Source organism: Goodfellowiella coeruleoviolacea, assembly GCF_024171785.1.
In the GTDB taxonomy this organism is placed as follows: Bacteria; Actinomycetota; Actinomycetes; order Mycobacteriales; family Pseudonocardiaceae; genus Goodfellowiella; species Goodfellowiella coeruleoviolacea.
The window spans coordinates 263,372-280,337 of the sequence record NZ_JAMTCK010000005.1 but is presented as its reverse complement, the minus strand read 5'-3'; the positions used below and the strand labels follow the sequence as shown (position 1 = coordinate 280,337).

General features: G+C 74.6%; 15 protein-coding genes. 5 read left to right on the top strand and 10 right to left on the bottom strand.

Annotated features, from left to right (window positions below):
• Positions 1-427: 427 nt before the first annotated feature.
• The 3 genes from LX83_RS12785 to pdxR form a co-directional block, all read right to left on the bottom strand.
• A complete protein-coding gene (locus tag LX83_RS12785; RefSeq protein WP_253770730.1) occupies positions 428-1,867 on the bottom strand; it encodes a GuaB1 family IMP dehydrogenase-related protein in 1,440 nt (479 codons plus the stop codon).
• Between the two features lie 126 nt (positions 1,868-1,993).
• Positions 1,994-3,775 carry an ATP-dependent DNA ligase gene (locus LX83_RS12780; protein ID WP_308203969.1) on the bottom strand — a complete coding sequence of 594 codons (1,782 nt, stop codon included), beginning with the start codon at positions 3,773-3,775 and terminating at the stop codon, positions 1,994-1,996.
• Positions 3,776-3,832: 57 nt separating this feature from the next.
• Positions 3,833-5,338 carry a MocR-like pyridoxine biosynthesis transcription factor PdxR gene (pdxR, locus tag LX83_RS12775; RefSeq protein WP_253770728.1) on the bottom strand — a complete coding sequence of 502 codons (1,506 nt, stop codon included), beginning with the start codon at positions 5,336-5,338 and terminating at the stop codon, positions 3,833-3,835.
• A gap of 46 nt (positions 5,339-5,384) precedes the next feature.
• Here pdxR and LX83_RS12770 point away from each other — a divergent pair, with 46 nt between their 5' ends.
• Complete coding sequence (locus tag LX83_RS12770) at positions 5,385-6,422, top strand: DMT family transporter (RefSeq protein WP_253770727.1); 1,038 nt, start codon at positions 5,385-5,387, stop codon at positions 6,420-6,422.
• On the opposite strand, the gene LX83_RS12765 is transcribed toward LX83_RS12770, so the two are convergent.
• Complete coding sequence (locus LX83_RS12765) at positions 6,361-7,758, bottom strand: class II fumarate hydratase (RefSeq protein ID WP_253770725.1); 1,398 nt, start codon at positions 7,756-7,758, stop codon at positions 6,361-6,363. The genes LX83_RS12770 and LX83_RS12765 overlap by 62 nt on opposite strands.
• A 180-nt stretch (positions 7,759-7,938) precedes the next feature.
• Here LX83_RS12765 and LX83_RS12760 point away from each other — a divergent pair, with 180 nt between their 5' ends.
• On the top strand, positions 7,939-8,916 hold the full coding sequence (locus tag LX83_RS12760; protein ID WP_253771157.1) for an NAD(P)/FAD-dependent oxidoreductase: 978 nt from the start codon (positions 7,939-7,941) through the stop codon (positions 8,914-8,916).
• 98 nt (positions 8,917-9,014) lie between these two features.
• Here LX83_RS12760 and glpX read toward each other — a convergent pair whose 3' ends face one another.
• Positions 9,015-10,127 carry a class II fructose-bisphosphatase gene (gene glpX, locus LX83_RS12755; protein ID WP_253770723.1) on the bottom strand — a complete coding sequence of 371 codons (1,113 nt, stop codon included), beginning with the start codon at positions 10,125-10,127 and terminating at the stop codon, positions 9,015-9,017.
• Positions 10,128-10,364: 237 nt separating this feature from the next.
• Here glpX and LX83_RS12750 point away from each other — a divergent pair, with 237 nt between their 5' ends.
• On the top strand, positions 10,365-11,012 hold the full coding sequence (locus tag LX83_RS12750; protein ID WP_253770720.1) for a DUF4245 domain-containing protein: 648 nt from the start codon (positions 10,365-10,367) through the stop codon (positions 11,010-11,012).
• Here LX83_RS12750 and LX83_RS12745 read toward each other — a convergent pair.
• From LX83_RS12745 to LX83_RS12725, 5 genes are all read right to left on the bottom strand, one after another.
• A complete protein-coding gene (locus LX83_RS12745; RefSeq protein ID WP_253770717.1) occupies positions 11,002-11,604 on the bottom strand; it encodes a short chain dehydrogenase in 603 nt (200 codons plus the stop codon). The genes LX83_RS12750 and LX83_RS12745 overlap by 11 nt on opposite strands.
• A 438-nt stretch (positions 11,605-12,042) precedes the next feature.
• Positions 12,043-12,282, bottom strand: coding sequence for an exodeoxyribonuclease VII small subunit (locus LX83_RS12740; protein ID WP_253771155.1), 240 nt, complete (start codon positions 12,280-12,282; stop codon positions 12,043-12,045).
• Between the two features lie 65 nt (positions 12,283-12,347).
• Positions 12,348-12,698 (bottom strand): sugar ABC transporter substrate-binding protein, encoded by a 351-nt coding sequence (locus LX83_RS12735; protein ID WP_253771152.1) that lies wholly within the window; start codon positions 12,696-12,698, stop codon positions 12,348-12,350.
• Between the two features lie 241 nt (positions 12,699-12,939).
• The gene (xseA, locus tag LX83_RS12730; protein WP_253770714.1) at positions 12,940-14,229 is read right to left on the bottom strand and encodes an exodeoxyribonuclease VII large subunit; all 1,290 of its coding nucleotides are present in this window, start codon (positions 14,227-14,229) and stop codon (positions 12,940-12,942) included.
• Positions 14,226-14,903, bottom strand: a complete 678-nt coding sequence (locus tag LX83_RS12725) for a lipid droplet-associated protein (protein WP_253770712.1) — start codon at positions 14,901-14,903, stop codon at positions 14,226-14,228. The genes xseA and LX83_RS12725 overlap by 4 nt, the downstream gene beginning before the upstream one ends.
• A 119-nt stretch (positions 14,904-15,022) precedes the next feature.
• On the opposite strand from LX83_RS12725, the gene LX83_RS12720 reads away from it, so the two are divergent.
• Positions 15,023-16,084 (top strand): 4-hydroxy-3-methylbut-2-enyl diphosphate reductase, encoded by a 1,062-nt coding sequence (locus tag LX83_RS12720; RefSeq protein ID WP_253770709.1) that lies wholly within the window; start codon positions 15,023-15,025, stop codon positions 16,082-16,084.
• Positions 16,085-16,178: 94 nt separating this feature from the next.
• Positions 16,179-16,946, top strand: coding sequence for a hypothetical protein (locus LX83_RS12715; RefSeq protein WP_253770707.1), 768 nt, complete (start codon positions 16,179-16,181; stop codon positions 16,944-16,946).
• Positions 16,947-16,966 lie beyond the last annotated feature (20 nt).

Here is a 16,966-nt window from a genome sequence, read left to right as displayed (position 1 = left end):
TTTTGCTCGTGGTTTGCTCGGGTGTGCGGGGCTGGGCACGCCGGGTCTGGGCGGGCCGGGGCTGGGGGCGGGGTCTGGGTGGGCGGGGCAGCTGTCGGGAGCCGCGCGTCGGAGGTACGGCGGTGCGGGCGTCGGGAGCCGCGCCGGAGGTGCGGCAGGGCAGCCGCCGGCAGCCGCGTCGAAGGTGGGGCGGACGCCTGCTCGCCGGGGTGACCAGCGGGTTGCGGGGGTCAGCGGCTGAAGAAGGCCAGCCCCCGCCCTCCCAGGGGGGCGTCCCCTGGACCAGCCTATCCGTCCACCCCCGCGTGGACCGGTCCGTTGCGCACGCCTGTGGACAACCGCGGGACCTGTGGACAACCCCGTGCACGATCGGGTGATCGTTGGTGGGGCGAGCCGAAGTTGTGCTAGGTCCGGCTCGCCCCAGTGGTCACCAGCCCGCGGGCAGGGGCCGTCCCTCGGCGAAGCCAGCGGCCGACTGGATGCCCAGCAGCGCGCGCTCGTGGAACTCCTCCAGCGTCCGGGCACCCGCGTACGTGCAGGCCGACCGCACCCCGGAGCAGATCACGTCGATCAGGTCCTCGACCCCGGGCCGCAGCGGGTCCAGCAGCATCCGGGACGTGGAGATGCCCTCCTCGAACAGGGCCTTGCGGGCCCGGTCGAACGCGCTGTCCGTCCTGGTCCGCGCGGTCACCGCGCGCTTGGAGGCCATGCCGAACGACTCCTTGTACGGCCGGCCGTTCTCGTCGCGCCGCAGATCACCGGGCGACTCGTAGGTGCCGGCGAACCACGAGCCGATCATCACGCTGGCCGCGCCGGCCGCCAGGGCCAGCGCCACGTCCCTCGGGTGGCGCACCCCGCCGTCGGCCCACACGTGCCGGCCCAGCCGGCGGGCCTCGGTGGCGCACTCCAGCACCGCCGAGAACTGCGGCCGCCCCACCCCGGTCATCATCCGGGTGGTGCACATGGCGCCCGGGCCCACCCCGACCTTGAGCACGTCCGCACCGGCCTCGACCAGGTCCCGCACGCCCTCGGCGGTCACCACGTTGCCGGCGATCACCGGCACGTCCGGCCCGGCCGAGCGCACCGCGCGCAACGCCGAGATCATCTTCTCCTGGTGGCCGTGCGCGGTGTCCACGACCAGCGCGTCCACCCCGGCGTCCAGCACCGCCCTCGCCTTGGCGGCCACGTCCCCGTTCACGCCGATGGCCGCGGCCACCCGCAGCCGCCCGGCCGCGTCCGTCGCCGGCTGGTAGATCTCCGCCCGCAGCGCCCCCACCTCGGTCAACACCCCGGCGAGCACACCCGCCTCAGTCACGCCCACGGCGATCCGCGCGGTCCGCCCGTGCAGGTGCTCGAAGACCTCCCTGGCCGGCGTGTCCAGCGGCAGGGTGACCAGGTGGGGGTCGGCGACCTCGCCGACGCGGGTGAACCGGTCCACGCCCGTGCAGGCGGCCTCGTCCACCACCCCGGTGGGCCGGCCGTTGTCGTCGACCACGACCACCGCGCCGTGCGCCCGCTTGGGCAGCAGGTTCAACGCGTCGGCCACCGAGTCGCCGGCGCGCAGCACCAGCGGGGTGTCCCAGAGGACGTGGCGCTGCTTGACCCAGGCCACGATCTCGGCGACCGCCTCGGGCGCGACGTCCTGGGGCAACACCACCAGGCCGCCCCGGCGGGCCACGGTCTCGGCCATCCGTCGACCGGCCACCGCCGTCATGTTGGCCACCACCAGCGGGATCGTCGTGCCCATTCCGTCCGAAGTGGACAGATCGACGTCGGACCGGGACTCGACACCGGACCGGCGGGGCACCAGGAAGACGTCGTCGTAGGTCAGGTCATGGCTGGGGCGCTGCTCGTTGAGGAACCGCACGAGACAACGAGCGTACTCGCAGAACCCGCCAGACGCGGGTGGTTCGGCCCTGCCGGTCGGGCGCTCGCCTGACCGCGGCAGCCGATCCGCCCACCACCGGCACCACCGGCACCACCGGCGTCGGCGTCACGGGCCGGCGCCCTCGGCCGCGCCGGGCAGCAGCGCACGCACCGCGTCGATGGTGTCCGCCTCGTCGGCGTTCTTGTCCGGCCGGTAGCGCAGCACCCGGGCGAACCGCAGGGCCACCCCACCCGGGTAGCGCGGGCTCACCTGCACCCCGTCGAGTTCGATCTCCACCACCAGTTCCGGCCGCAGTTCCACCAGCCAGTCCGTGGCCCGGGTGCGCAGTGTGGGGAACACCGAGGTCTGCCAGGCCAGCAGCTCGTCGGTGAGGCCCTTGAAGGTCTTGCCCACCATGATCGGCGGCCCGCCGTCCGGGTCCCGCGCGCCCAGGTGCAGGTTGGACAGGTAGCCGGAGCGCCGGCCGTGCCCCCACTCGGCCGCCAGCACCACCAGGTCCAGGGTGTGCTCCGGCTTCACCTTCTGCCAGGCCCGGCCCCGCCGGCCCGCCGCGTACGGCGCGGCCAGGGACTTGACCACCACGCCCTCGTGCCCGGCGGCCAGTGCGGCGTCCAGGATCTCGGCGGCCAGCTCCGGGCCGGTGCCCAGCGCCGAGGGCACCCGGAACCGCCCGGCCACCCGCTCCAGCGCGGCCAGCCGCTCACGCAGCGGCAGGTCCAGCAGGTCCACCCCGTCCAGGCTGAGGCAGTCGAAGAAGTACGGGTGCAGCAGCAACGCGGTGTTGGGGTCGGTGCTCGCCGCGGCCTCGTCGGCGCTGCCCGCTGATGTGGTGGTGTCCGCTGATGTGTCGGTGTCCGCTGATGTGGTGGGGTTGTCCCTGGCCCGGGCCACCTCGCTGCCGAACCGGCTCATCGTCTCCTGGAACGGTCGCGGCCGGCCGTCCGGGCGCAGCGCCAGGGTCTCCCCGTCCAACACCACCGACCGGCACGGCAGCGCGCGGACCACCTCCACCAGTTCCGGCACGTTCCTGGTGATGTCGCGCAGGCTGCGGGTGAACACCCGCACCACGTCACCGTCCCGGTGCACCTGGATGCGGGCCCCGTCCAGCTTGTACTCGACCACGCACTCGCCCAGCTCGGTCAACGCGTCCGGCAGGGACTGGGCCGGGGACGCCAGCATCGGCCGCACCGGCCGACCCACGGCGAGCCGGAACCCGGCCAGTGCTGCCGCGCCACCGGTCAACGCCGCCGCCGCCGTCTCCGGCAACTGGCCGGACAGCATGAACGCCCGGCGCACCGCGTCCACCGGCACCCCGGCCGCGCTGGCCACCGCGTCCAGCATCACGCCCTCCAGCGCGCCCTGGCGCAGCTCACCCGCCAGCAGCCGGCGCAGGAAGTCCTGTTCGGGTGCGGTGGCAGCGGCCAGCAGGCCGCGCAGCGCCTCGGCCCGGCGCGCGGCAGCGCCCCGACCGGACGCGGCGGCCACCTCGCCCAGCACGGCGTCCACCCGCTCCACGGTCAACGCGGGGGTGCCGGCCGGCGGCACGTCGTCCAGCCCGACCAGGGTGCGCCAGCCCGCGCCGATCCGACCCTGCCTCGGCCGCCCCACCAGGAAGGACACCACGGCCAGCACTGTGCCGGTCAGCTGATCGGCACTGTTTCCGCTCTCGCCTGACTGCGTCAGCCGATCCGTGGTGTTTCGGCTCTCGCCTGACTGCGTCAGCCGATCCGCGGTGGTCAGGCCCTCACCACTGGCCGGGCTCGACTCGGCGGGGCTCGGGGACGCGGCCGCGTGGCGGAGCAGGTCGGCCAGGGCCGCCACCTTGGCCAACCGGGACCGCGTGGCGGCCACCGCGGTTGACGTGGTCACCACCTCGGAGAGCAGCACACGGTCATGGTGCACCCGGGCACCGACACCCACCCGCCGGCGCCGGGCCGGTCCGGCTCACCCGCCCCGAGCGAGCCGGGCGATCTCGGCGACCGCGGCGCGCAGCCGGTCGGGGGAGAGCGCGGTGTAACCGAGCACCAGCCCGGGAAACGGCGCCGCGACCGGGGCGGGCGCGAAGTCGGCCAGCGCGGGCGCGTGGATGCCGTGCCGCGCCAGCCGCTCCCGCAGGGCCGTGTCGTCCGTGCCGTCCGGCAGCCGGACCACCACGTGCAGGCCGGCGGCCACCCCGACCGGGTGCCAGTGCGGCAGGTGCTCGGCCAGCGCGGCCACCAGCGCGTCGCGGCGCCGCCGGTACAGCGCCCGGGTGCGACGCAGGTGCCGGTCGTAGCCGCCGGCCCGCAGCAGGTGGGCGAACGCCGCCTGCGGCAGCGTGCCGCAGCCCAGGTCGTTCAGGCGCTTCAACTCCACCAGGTCCGCGGCCAGCCGGGCCGGCGCCACCAGCCAGCCGATCCGCAGCGCCGGCGCCAGCACCTTGCTGACGCTGCCCAGGTAGACCACCCGCTCCGGGGCCAGCGCCTGCACCGCGCCCAGCGCCGGCCGGTCGTAGCGGTGCTCGGCGTCGTAGTCGTCCTCGACGACCACCGCGTCCCGGTTCCTGGCCCAGGCCAGCAGCGCGTGCCTGCGGTGCGGGGCCAGCACCACACCCAGCGGGAACTGGTGCGCCGAGGTCACCACCACGGCCCTGGCGCCGGTCGCGGCCAGCGCGGTCACGTCGATGCCGTCCTCGTCCACCGGCACGGGCACCGGGGTCAGCCCGTGCACGCGCAGCAGTTCCCGCTGGCCGGGGTGGCTCGGGTGCTCCACGGCCACCACCCGGTGCCCGGCGGCGCGCAGCACCCGGGCCACCAGGGCCAGTCCCTCGGTGGACCCGTTGGTGATCACCACCCGCCCGGGGGTGGCCGCCACCGCGCGCACCCGGCCCAGGTAGCCGACCAGTTCGCGGCGCAGTTCGGGCAGGCCGGCCGGGTCGGGATAGCCCAGGGCCTCGCTGGACAACCCGGCCAGGCCCGCCCTGGTCGCCGCCACCCAGTCGGCCCGGGGGAACGCGCCCAGCGCGGGCAGGCCGGTGCGCAGGTCGAACCGCCACCTCGGGCGCGCCGGGGCCGGCGTGGCCAGGACCGCGTCGGCCGCACCGGGCACGCCCACGCCCCCGGCCGCCGGCCCAGCCGCCGGGTCCCCGGCCACCGGCCCGCTCGCCACCGTCCCGCTCGCCACCGGCCCGCCCACCGTCGCGGCCTCGGCCACCCGGGTGCCCGAGCCGTGCCTGGCCACCAGGTAGCCCTCGGCGATCAGCTGCGCGTAGGCCGCGGTGACCGTGCCCCGGGCCAGGCCGAGCTGGCCGGCCAGGTCGCGGGTGGCGGGCAGCCGGGTGGCCGGGGGCAACCGGCCGGCGCGGATCGCCGCGCGCAGTTCCGCCTCCAACACCCGGCCACGGCGACCCCGACTGGCGCCGGCCACGGCCGGCAGCAGCAGTTCCCGCAAAGTGGACCATTCTCGTGCCATCGAAGTGGAGCTTAATTCTGGTCCACCTGCCGGCCAGGCTGGCCGCGTGACAGAACTCCCCGTTCGACGGTCCGGTCAGCCGTCCACCACGTCGGGTTCGGCTGGGGTCGCGGTCGCCGCTGGCGCGCTGGGCTGTCTGCTGGTCGGCGGGTCCGTGCCGGTCACCGGCCTGCTCGACGACTACCCGCTGCTGCCGGGACTGGCCATCCGCTACGCCGTGGGCGGTCTGCTGCTGCTGGGCTGGCTGCGGCTCACCGGGCGCGGCCTGGCCCGGCCCAGCCGGCGGGACCTGCTCGCGCTCACCGCCGTGGTCGGCGTCGGCATGCTCGGCTTCAACGCCTGCGCCCTGTACGCCCAGCGCTACGCCGAGCCCGGGTTCGTCGCCGCGGTGCTCGGCGGCAGCCCGCTGGTGCTGGCCGTGGCCGGCCCGCTGCTGGCCCGCCGCCGACCGGCCGGGCGGGTGGTGCTGGGCGCGCTGCTGGTGGTGACCGGCGTGGTGGTGCTGTCCGGTGGCGGCTCGTGGCACGGCCCCGGCCTGGTGCTCGCCCTGCTCACCATGGCGTGCGAAGCCTCGTTCACCCTGTTCGCGGTGGGGGTGGTCGCCCGGCTCGGCGCGCTGGCGGTGTCGGTGTGGTCCTGCCTGCTGGCCGCGGTCGGCGCGGGCGTGGCCGGCACCCTGGTCGGTGGCGTCGTGGACGGTGGCGGCCTGGTCGGTGCCACCGCGGCCTGGCGGCTGCCGGACGCGCGGCAGGCCGCCGCCCTGGCCGTGCTCGGGGTGCTGGTCACCGCGGTCGCGTTCGGCCTGTGGTACCGGGCCGTGTCCGACCTCGGCGCCGGCCGGGCCGGTGTGCTGGTCGGGATGATGCCGGTGGGCGGCCTGGTCACCGCGGTCCTGCTGGGCGCGCAGCAGTGGACCGGGGTGGCGGCGCTGGGCGTGGGCGCGGTGGCGCTCGGCTGCGCCCTCGGCCTGCGCCCCGCCCAGCCCGCCCCCGGGCCGGCTACCGGGCCTACTACCGGGCCGGCTACCGGCCGCCGCGCGCCATCCGCAGCACGTCCAGCGCCTGGTCCAACTGCTCGGCGGTGATCCGGCCGGCGTCCACGTGGCCGCGCTCCAGCACCACCTCGCGGATGGTCCGGCGCTCGGCCAGCGCCTGCTTGGCGATGCTGGCCGCCTCCTCGTAACCCAGGTAGCGGTTGAGCGGGGTGACGATCGACGGCGAGGACTCCGCGTACTCGCGCGCCCGGTCCACCTGGGCCGTCGCCCCGGCCACGACCTTGTCGGCCAGCAGCCGGGCCACCGCCGCCAGCAGCCGCGCCGACTCCAGCAGGTTGCGGGCGATCACCGGCAGCATCACGTTGAGCTGGAAGTTGCCCTGGGTGCCGGCGAAGGCCACGGCCGCGTCGTTGCCGATCACCTGGGCCACCACCATCATGGTGGCCTCGGAGATCACCGGGTTCACCTTGCCCGGCATGATCGACGACCCCGGTTGCAGGTCGGGCAGGGCCAGCTCGGCCAGGCCGGTGCGCGGCCCCGACCCCAGCCAGCGCAGGTCGTTGGCGATCTTGAACAGCGACACGGCCACGGTGCGCAGCTGGCCGGACATCTCCACCGCACCGTCCTGGCTGGCCTGCGCCTCGAAGTGGTCGCGCGCCTCGGTCAGCGGCAGCCCGGTGACCTCGGCCAGCTCCGCGGCGACGGCGGCGCCGAACCCGTCCGGAGCGTTCAGGCCCGAGCCGACCGCGGTGCCGCCGATGGCCAGCTCGCCCAGCCGGGGCAGGCTGTCCCGCAGCCGCTCCACGCCGAAGCGGACCTGCGCGGCCCACGCGCCCGCCTCCTGGCCCAGGGTCACCGGCACCGCGTCCATCAGGTGGGTGCGGCCCGACTTCACCACGTCCGCCCACTCCCGCGCGCGCCGCTCCAGGGTGTCGGCCAGGTGCTCCAGCGCCGGCAGCACGTCGGTGAGCACCGCCTCGGTGGCCGCGACCCGCAGCGCCGTCGGGAAGGTGTCGTTGGACGACTGGGAGGCGTTCACGTGGTCGTTGGGGTGCACGTCCCGGCCCAGCCGCCGGCTGGCCAGGGTGGCGATCACCTCGTTGGCGTTCATGTTCGACGAGGTCCCCGACCCGGTCTGGAACACGTCGACCGGGAAGTGCGCGTCGTGCTCACCGGCGGCCACCTCGTCGGCCGCGGCGGCGATGGCCTCGGCCAGCTCGCCGTCCAACACCCCCAGCCGGGCGTTCACCCGGGCAGCGGCGCCCTTGAGCAGCCCGAGCGCGCGGATCTGCTGCCGCTCCAGGCCCCGCCCGGAGATCGGGAAGTTCTCCACCGCGCGTTGGGTCTGGGCCCGCCACAGCGCGCTGGCCGGCACCCGGACCTCACCCATGGTGTCGTGCTCGACGCGGTACTCCTGTTCTCCCATGACCCGAGTGTGGCCCCGGTCCTGAAACTAGGCACCGTGATCTGAAACGCCTAGGGTCGACTGTGTTGGCGAACACTGCCGTCCACCACAGGCAGAAAGGCGGGCCACTCGGTGACCGCATCGTCCGAAGAGCCTCTCGGCCAGCTCGTCGACCGGGAACTCGAAGCGCTGGAGACGACCCTGACCGACGTCCTGGACGTCGACCTGCTCATCGTGGGGGCCGGGCCGACCGGCCTGTTCGCCGCGTACTACGCGGGATTCCGGGACCTGTCGGTGGCCCTGGTCGACTCGCTGCCCGAGCCGGGTGGCCAGGTCGCCGCGATGTACCCGGAGAAGATGATCTACGACGTGGCCGGGTTCCCCGCGGTGCGCGGCCGCGACCTGGTGGCCGCGCTGGTCGAGCAGGCCGACCGGTGGCAGCCCACCTACCTGCTCGGCCGCCAGGCCCGCACGCTGACCACGGTCGGCGACCGCGTGCTGGTCGGATTGGCCGACGGCAGCGCGGTCCGGGCCGGCGCCGTGCTGATCACCGCCGGCATCGGCGAGTTCCGGCCCCGCCCGCTGCCCGCCGGCGAGGGCTGGCTGGGCCGGGGCATGGTGCACTTCGTGCCCTCGCTGCAGGTGCACCAGGACCAGCACGTGGTGATCGTCGGCGGCGGCGACTCCGCGTTCGACTGGGCGCTGGCGCTGCACTCCATCGCCGCCAGCGTCACCCTGGTGCACCGCAGGGCCACCTTCCGCGCCCACCCCGCGACCGTCCGCCAGGTGCGGGAACTCGGCGTGCAGCTGATCACCGACGCCGAGGTCACCGAGCTGCGCGGCGACCCCGAACTGCGCGAGGTGGAGATCACCACCCGCGCCGGCGACCGCAAGGTGCTGCCGGCGCAGACCGTGGTGGCCGCGCTCGGCTTCACCGCCGACCTCGGGCCGATCGAGTCCTGGGGCCTGGAACTGGACCGGCGCGCCGTGCGGGTGGACACCACCATGCGCACCGCGCGCGAGCGCGTGTACGCGGCCGGTGACGTGGCCGCCTACCCGGGCAAGGTCAAGCTCATCGCCACCGGCTTCGGCGAGGCGGCCACGGCCGTCAACAACATCGCCGTGGCACTCAACCCCGAGGCCCACCTGTTCCCCGGCCACTCCAGCGACAACGGCTGACCAGCCGGCGCGCCGACCCCGGCCCGGGCCCCGGTCCGGGCCCCGGCCCGCGAGTGCGGCTCGGGGCCCGCTGATGGGGCCAACTCGGGGACCGCCGACTACGGCAGGGGCGGCAGCGGGTCCTCGTGCCCGTCGCCGGACCAGCGGTCGAAGTCCACCGACGCGTACTGGCGCAGCTTGGTCAGCCGGTGGAACCCGTCGATCATCCGCACCGTGCCGGACTTGGACCGCATCACGATCGACTGGGTGGTGCAGCCGCCCGACCGGTAGTGCACGCCGCGCAGCAGGTCGCCGTCGGTGATGCCGGTCGCGCAGAAGAACACGTTGTCGCCGCGCACCAGGTCGTCGGTGGTCAGCACCCGGTCCAGGTCGTGGCCGGCGTCGATGGCCTTCTGCCGCTCGTCGTCGTCCTTGGGCCACAGCTTCGCCTGGATCGCCCCGCCCATGCACTTCAGCGCGCTGGCCGCGATGATCCCCTCCGGCGTGCCGCCGATGCCGATCAGCAGGTCCACGCCGGTGCCGGGACGCGCGGCCGAGATCGCGCCGGCCACGTCACCGTCGGAGATGAAGTGGATGCGCGCCCCGGCCGCCCGGATCTGCTCCACCAGTTCGGCGTGCCTCGGCCGGTCCAGCACGCACACGGTCACGTCGGACACGTCGGTGTGCTTGGCCTTGGCCACCCGGCGGATGTTCTCGGCGACCGGCGCGGTGATGTCGATGACGTCCGCCGCCTCCGGGCCGACCGCCAGCTTCTCCATGTAGAACACGGCCGACGGGTCGAACATGGCGCCCCGCTCGGCCACGGCCAGCACGGCCAGCGCGTTGGGCATGCCCTTGCTCATCAGCGTGGTGCCGTCGATCGGGTCCACGGCCACGTCGCACTCGGGGCCGTCGCCGTTGCCCACCCGCTCGCCGTTGTAGAGCATCGGGGCCTCGTCCTTCTCGCCCTCCCCGATGACCACCACGCCGCGCATGGACACCGTGCCGACGAGCTGGCGCATGGCGTCCACGGCCGCGCCGTCGCCGCCGTTCTTGTCGCCCCGGCCGACCCACCGGCCGGCCGCCATGGCCGCCGCCTCGGTCACCCGGACGAGTTCCAGCGCGAGGTTGCGATCCGGGGCCTCGCGCCGACGTTCGGCCCCCGCGCCCGCCGGACCAGCCGGGGCGGGACGGGAATCGGACGCACTGCTGGACGGGCTCGAACTGGGCATGACGCCTCCTCGCACGTTCGGCAGAATCACGTGACCGGCGCACCGGCCCGGTGCGCGGCGGATCAGCGCGCACCCGACCCCGCGCGCCGGCCGGCAAGGCCACGCGCAGCGCCGCGTCGTTGCCGGCATCCTCGCAGATCAGGCCGGTGCTCACCGGGCTCGCGGCGCCCCGGGTGGCCCACGTCACCGGGCGGGGGAGCACAAGATCGGTCCAGAGCCGCGAAATACCATGGGCGGGTGGGAGACACACCAGCCAACGAGCCAGCCGCCGGGCGGACCGCCGGTGCCCAGCCCGCCGGAGCGGGTCGGCGCCCGGCCGGCCGGGGCCTGCGGGACATGGTGCTCTCCCTGGTGGTGCTGGGCGTGTTGGTGGTGGTGCTCGGCGGGATCAGCCGGGGGTGCTCGTTCAGCCCGGGCGGCCCGTCGGTGGACAGCGCCGCCGGACCCACCGTGGACCAGGACGTGGCCCTGCACCGGGCGGCCGGCCTGGTCGACTTCCCGGTGCGCGAACCCCAGTTGCCGGCCGGCTGGCGGGCCAACTCCTCGGACACCGTCACCACGGCCGCCGGCGCCACCTCCGTGCAGGTCGGCTGGCTCACCGCGCAGGGCCGCTACCTGCGGCTGGCCCAGTCCTCGGCCGAGGTGGTCGACCTGGTCCGGCTGGAGGCCGACCTGGCCGCGGACGCGCAGCCAAGCGCCGGCCCGACCATGGAGGTCGACGGACAGGTGTGGACCGAGTACCCGGGCCGGCAGGACGAGCGGTCCTGGGTGACCGACCTCGCCGGGGTGCGGCTGCTCATCACCGGCAACGGCGACCAGGACGAGGTGCGGACCGTGGCCGCCGCCGTGCAGCGGGCGCCCACGCTGCCCTCGATCAGCGGCTAGCGCTGCCCGGCCGGAGCACCTGCCCCCGCACCGCCGGTGACTCCACCGCGTGCACGAAGGCGCGGGCCACCTCGGCGGCCGGGGTGCCGTCGGCGCCGTCCAGGCCCATCCCCTCCAGGGTTTCCCGCACCCAGCCCGGGCTGACCGCGTTCACCCGCAGGCCCCGGGGCAGTTCCGTGGCCGCGGCCCGCACGAAGGCCTCCAGCCCGGTGTTGACCAGCGCGCCGAACGCGCTGCCCGGGGTGGGGCGCGTGAACGTGCCGCTGGTGAGCGTGACGGACCCGCCGTCACGCAGGTGCCGGACGGCCCGGCGCACCAGGTGCACCTGGCCCAGCAGCTTGCTGTGCAGGCCGTGCGTGTAGTCCTCGTCCGAGTCGGTGGTCAGCGGCGCCAGCCGCCCGCTGCCGGCGCAGCAGATGACCGCGTCGACGTCGGACACCGAGGCGAACAGCGCGTCGAGGGAGGCCGCATCGGCCATGTCGACCCGCACCGGCCCGCGCCGCCCGGCCCGCACCACCTCGTGGTTGGCCGCCAGCGCGGCCACCACCGCGGTGCCGATCGTGCCGGACGCGCCAACAACAATGATCTTCACGTGGACGTTCGCCCTTCTCCCGGGTGTGCGGCGGCCCAGTGGCGCGCCGCGCCCACGAGTCTGTGTCCGGCGTGACCGGCTACCCAGCCCCCTGCCGTGGGTAGCACCGGGAGGGGTAGGAACGGCCGGGGCGGTCCGGCCGGGGGGGGGGGGGGGGGGGGGGGGGGGGGGGGGGGGGGGGGGGGGGGGGGGGGGCGGTCCGGGCGGGCCGTGCTGGTCGGCCCGCGAAACTGTCAGACCCCAGCGGTAACGTGATTTTCGGGGGACCCCCCACGAGGGGACCTTTCCGCAGGTGTGGCCTGGTGCTGGGCAACCGGGGGATGTCGGCCCGGCTGGCCGGTTCGGCAGCGTGGTCGCCGTCGTGCCGCGCTCCGGTGCCCTGAGTCCAGGTGCCCTGAGCCCGGGAGCCCTGAGCCCGGGAGTGCTGAGTCCCGCGCGCTACTCCTGCGCGGTGTCGGCCACGTCCTCCTCGACCACGGCCAGTGCGGCGTCAACGCGCTCGCGCGCGCCGGCCAGGTGCCGCTCGCAGATCCGGGTCAGCAGTTCGCCGCGCTCCCACAGGGCCAGCGAGTCCTCCAGGGACAGCCCGCCGGCCTCCAGCCGCCGCACCACCTCGACCAGTTCGTCCCTGGCCTGCTCGTAGCCCAGTTCGGGCTGGCCGGCCGAGCCGGGCGGCAGGTCCTGGGCGTCGGCGGACCGCGCCGAGGCCGCCGCCCCGGCCAGCCCGGCCAGCTGGTTGTCGTTCACGTGGTCGAACTCCCCAATCGGCTGTGCACGCAGACCACCGCGGTGGCCACGGCCTGGTCGTAGCCGGCGAACGCCTCGGCGAACTCGGCACCGTCACCTTCGCGGATCGCTTCCTCGATGCGCCCCTCGGCCTCGGCGACCCGCCTCCGGTGCACCGCCCCGTCAGTCAACCACCACCGGGTGCCGGCATAGGCCGAGGTGGCCTCGGACAGCTCCCGCAACCGGTCGACCAGTTCCCACCGGCCCGGCCCGTCGCACCCGGCCAGCAGCGCGGTCCAGCAGTGCGCGGCAGCGGTGTTGGCGGCCTCGGCCTTCTCGTGCACGGTGCGCGCGTCGGTGTCGTGCACGCCCGCGGCCGACGTGGTCGCCCCGGCGGTCGGGGCCGATCCGGTCGGCCCCGCCGACCCGGCTGGCGCGGTTGAGCCGGCCGAGCCCGCCGGTGCGGATGTGCCCACCGGTGCGGATGAGGCGGACGGGGCGGGCGCGGCGGACGCCGTGGCGGTCGGCCACACCGAGGCCGCCTTGTCGGGCTTGCCCCGCTGCGCCACCTCCCGGGTGGCGGTCACCGTCAACGGGAGGAATGTGGGTTCACGCGCCAGGTACGCCACCACTGCCTCCGCTTGCCATTGGGTTGTTGTCCCCGAGATCTGCTCCGTCGTCGGACACCACCGCGTGCACCGCTCCGTCGGTCAGTCGAACACGCAGCAGCGTGCCGGCTGGCGCGTCAGACACCGATCGGAGCACGTCAACGGCTCCAGCCGGATCTATTCGTTGCACCACGGCGTATCCCCGAGCCAGAGTGGCCGCCGGTCCCAAGGTCGTCAAGCGTGCTTTCGTGGCGGTCAACCCGTTCTGTTCCACGGCCAGAGCCGCGGAAACGGCCCGACGGGCCCGATCGCGCAACGCGTGGATGTCCTCGGCGCGCCGCCGCAGCGGGCCGAGAGGGTCGGCCAGGGCCGGTCGGCTGCGCAGCGAGTCCAGCAGCCGGCGCTCCCGATCCACCCATCCGTGCAGGGCGCGGCGGCCTCGATCACGCAGTTGGCGCAGCCGCGCGGTCTCCTCGGCGACGTCCGGGACAACCCGTTTGCCGGCGTCGGTCGGGGTTGAACAGCGCAGGTCAGCGACGTGATCGAGGAGCGGTGTGTCGGGCTCGTGGCCGATCGCGCTGACCACCGGGGTGCGGCAGGCGGCCACCGCGCGGCACAGCGCCTCGTCGGAGAACGGGAGCAGGTCCTCCACGCTGCCGCCGCCCCTGGCCAGCACGATCACCTCGACCGACGGGTCAGCGTCCAGGGTGGACAGCGCGGTGCGGATCTGGGGCACCGCGGTGACGCCCTGCACCGCCACGTTGATCACCCGAAAGCGGGCCGCCGGCCAGCGGGCTCTGGCGTTGGTCAGCACGTCCCGCTCGGCCGCCGAGGCCCGCCCGGTGATCAGGCCGATCCGGTTGGGCAGGAACGGCAGCCGGCGCTTGCGCTCGGGCGCGAACAGGCCCTCGGCGGCCAGCAGCCGCCGCAGCCGCTCGATCCGGGCCAGCAGTTCGCCGATGCCCACCGCGCGGATCTCGTCCACGCGCAGGCTGAGCGTGCCGCGCCCTGGGTAGAAGGTGGGCTTGCCGTGGACGATCACCCGGTTGCCCTCGACCACGCCCGGCTGCTGGCCGCGGACCAGCCCGATCGGGCAGGTCAGCGTCATGGACATGTCCGCGGACGGGTCGCGCAGGGTGATGAACGCGGTGGCGGTGCCCGGCCGGGCCGAGACCTGGGTGACCTGGCCCTCCACCCACACCGCGCCCAGCCGGTTGATCCAGTCGGCGATCTTCCTGGCCACCGTGCGCACCGGCCACGGCTGCTCCGGGGATGTCGGTCCGGTGTTCACGACTGGGCACGCACTGTGGCGATGCGCCTGGTCAGCATGCCGACGAAGGCGGGGCGAGCCGCGTGGGAGCGCTCAAAGGCCAGCAGTTGTTCCAGCTCGTCCGCTGACAGGCCGCGCATCCGGGCACGCACCTGGGGCAGGGACAGCGCCGTGTAGTTGGGCAGGGCGGCGGGACCGTCCTCGGCCGGGGTCTGGTCCGCACCGGAAGACGGGGCCTGGTCCGCGGCGGGAGCCGCGTCGGCGTCCCGCGCGGCGTCCTCGGACTCCTCCGCGACCCGCTCCGCGTCGGCCAGGGCCTGCTCCTCCACCGCCCACGGGTCCGGGGCGGTGTCGGGCGCACCGAGGTTGTCGGCCTCGGTAGCGAATGTCACACCGCGCCGCGCACCCGCGGCGGCCCGGGAGGGGCTGGCCGGCTCATCCTGGTCGGCTGGTTCGTCCTCGTCGAAGGTCGCCCACGCCGGCGCCTCCTCGGCCGGCCGCAGCGCGGAGAGCAGGTCGTCGCCCTTGATGGCCAGCTCGGTGACCTGCTGCTGGAGCCGCATGGACAACTGGAGAGCCTCGCTGACCACCGTCACGGGCAGCCCGGCGAGCTGCTGCGGAAGCTGGCGAGCGCGTTCCACGGCGGCGACCGCGAGACCGGCGGCGACGCGCACCGGCAGTGGCAGTGGCTTCATGGTCCCTAGCCTGCCCCAGTCAGTGGCCTCCTGCCCACTCCGTGAACTGGCGGCCGGACGTGACCCAGCTGACCGGGCGGTGTCGAGTGACGCCAATCCGTCGCCCGTACGCTGGACGCATGACCGCCCGCATCTCCTCGCTGGACCTGGATGAACTGCCGGGCCAGGAGCGGACAGCCGCTGAGACGAGCCGCCCCGCCGCCGACACCGAGACCACCCGTCCCCGGCGGGTGCTGCTGGCTAAACCCCGGGGGTACTGCGCCGGCGTGGACCGCGCCGTGGTGACGGTGGAGAGGGCACTGGAGACCTACGGTGCCCCGGTGTACGTGCGCAAGGAGATCGTGCACAACCGGCACGTGGTGCAGACCCTGTCCGAGCGCGGGGCGATCTTCGTGGACGAGACCGACGAGGTGCCCGAGGGCGCGCTCGTGGTGTTCTCCGCGCACGGGGTCTCCCCGGAGGTGCACCGGCAGGCCGCCGAGCGCAACCTCCGCACCATCGACGCCACCTGTCCCTTAGTCACCAAGGTGCACCAGGAGGCCAAGCGGTTCGCCCGGGACGACTACGACATCCTGCTGATCGGCCACGAGGGGCACGAGGAGGTCGAGGGCACCGCCGGGGAGGCACCCGAGCACATCCAGCTCGTCGACGGCCCCGAGGACGTGGACAAGGTCAGCGTGCGCGACCCGAGCAAGGTGATCTGGCTGTCCCAGACCACGCTGAGCGTGGACGAGACCATGGAGCGGGTCGAGCAGCTGCGGAACAGGTTCCCGCTGCTCCAGGACCCGCCCAGCGACGACATCTGCTACGCCACGCAGAACCGCCAGGTCGCGGTGAAGGCCATGGCCCCCGAGTGCGACCTGGTGCTGGTGGTCGGCTCGCGCAACTCGTCCAACTCCAAGCGGCTGGTCGAGGTGGCCCTGCAGGCCGGCGCCCGCGCCGCCCACCTGATCGACTACGCCAGCGAGGTGGACCCCGACTGGCTGACCGACGTGGGCACGATCGGCATCACCAGTGGCGCGTCCGTGCCGGACGTGCTGGTGATGGACCTGCTGTCCTGGCTGGCCGAGCGCGGCTGGGGCGAGGTCGAGGAGATCACCACGGCCAACGAGAAGATCGCCTTCGCCCTGCCCAAGGAGCTGCGCAGGCGCCGCGAGGACCGCACGGGCACGGTTCGCTGACCACGCCGGTGGACCGGCGCCGCTGAGGCCGGGCCGGATCGGCCGCGTTGCTGGACCGGCCGGGTTGTCAGGGGCGCCGGTTAGCGTCCGGGCCATGAGCGAGGACACCGCCGACACGATCGGGTCGCCCGGACTGGCCGGACTCACCGACTACGAGCGCGGCTGGGTCGGTGTGCTGGACGAGCTGCGCGGCTGCCCGGCGATCGAGGTCTTCGAGGACAGCATCATGCCGGTCACCCTGGTGGCGGCCGACGCGGCCGAGGCGTGTGCCGAGATCGAGCGGCGGTTCGGGGTCAGCCTCGACCCGGCGTTCCAGCGCAGCCACCTCAGGTTCTCCATGCTCGGGTGCGCCTGGCAGACCGTTGACCCGTGGCCCGAGCAGGCCCGCTGGCCCGAGGTGCACGGCGAGTTCTACCTCTCCGAGCTGTGCTCGGTGTTCGAGAACGGCAGCCCGGTGCGCCCGGGAGACGGCTGGTACTGGAGCACACCGGAGGAGCACCAGTTGCTGTCCGAGTTCCGCCTGTTCGACGGGAGCGCGTACGGCGGCACGGGCTTTCACGGCGCGCTGCGCATCCAGCCCGGTGTGCGCAACCCGGAGATCTGGTACAGCCACGTCAAGCGCGGTCACTGGCGGCTGGACCTGGACTATCGCGGCTACCTGGACGCGCTGCGGGTGACCAGGGGCACCTACGGCTGGCAGTACCTGTTCGCCGACGAGGACGCGCTGGTCGGCGACGACTGCGAGTTCGAGGTCGAGAACCTCACGGCCATGCTCGACGTGTTCCCGGAGTGGTTCCCCGAGCACGACTACGCCCCGCTGCACGAGCGGCTGGCGCGCCGCCTGGCGGCCCGGGAGCGGTGACCGCGCGGCCGCGCGCACCA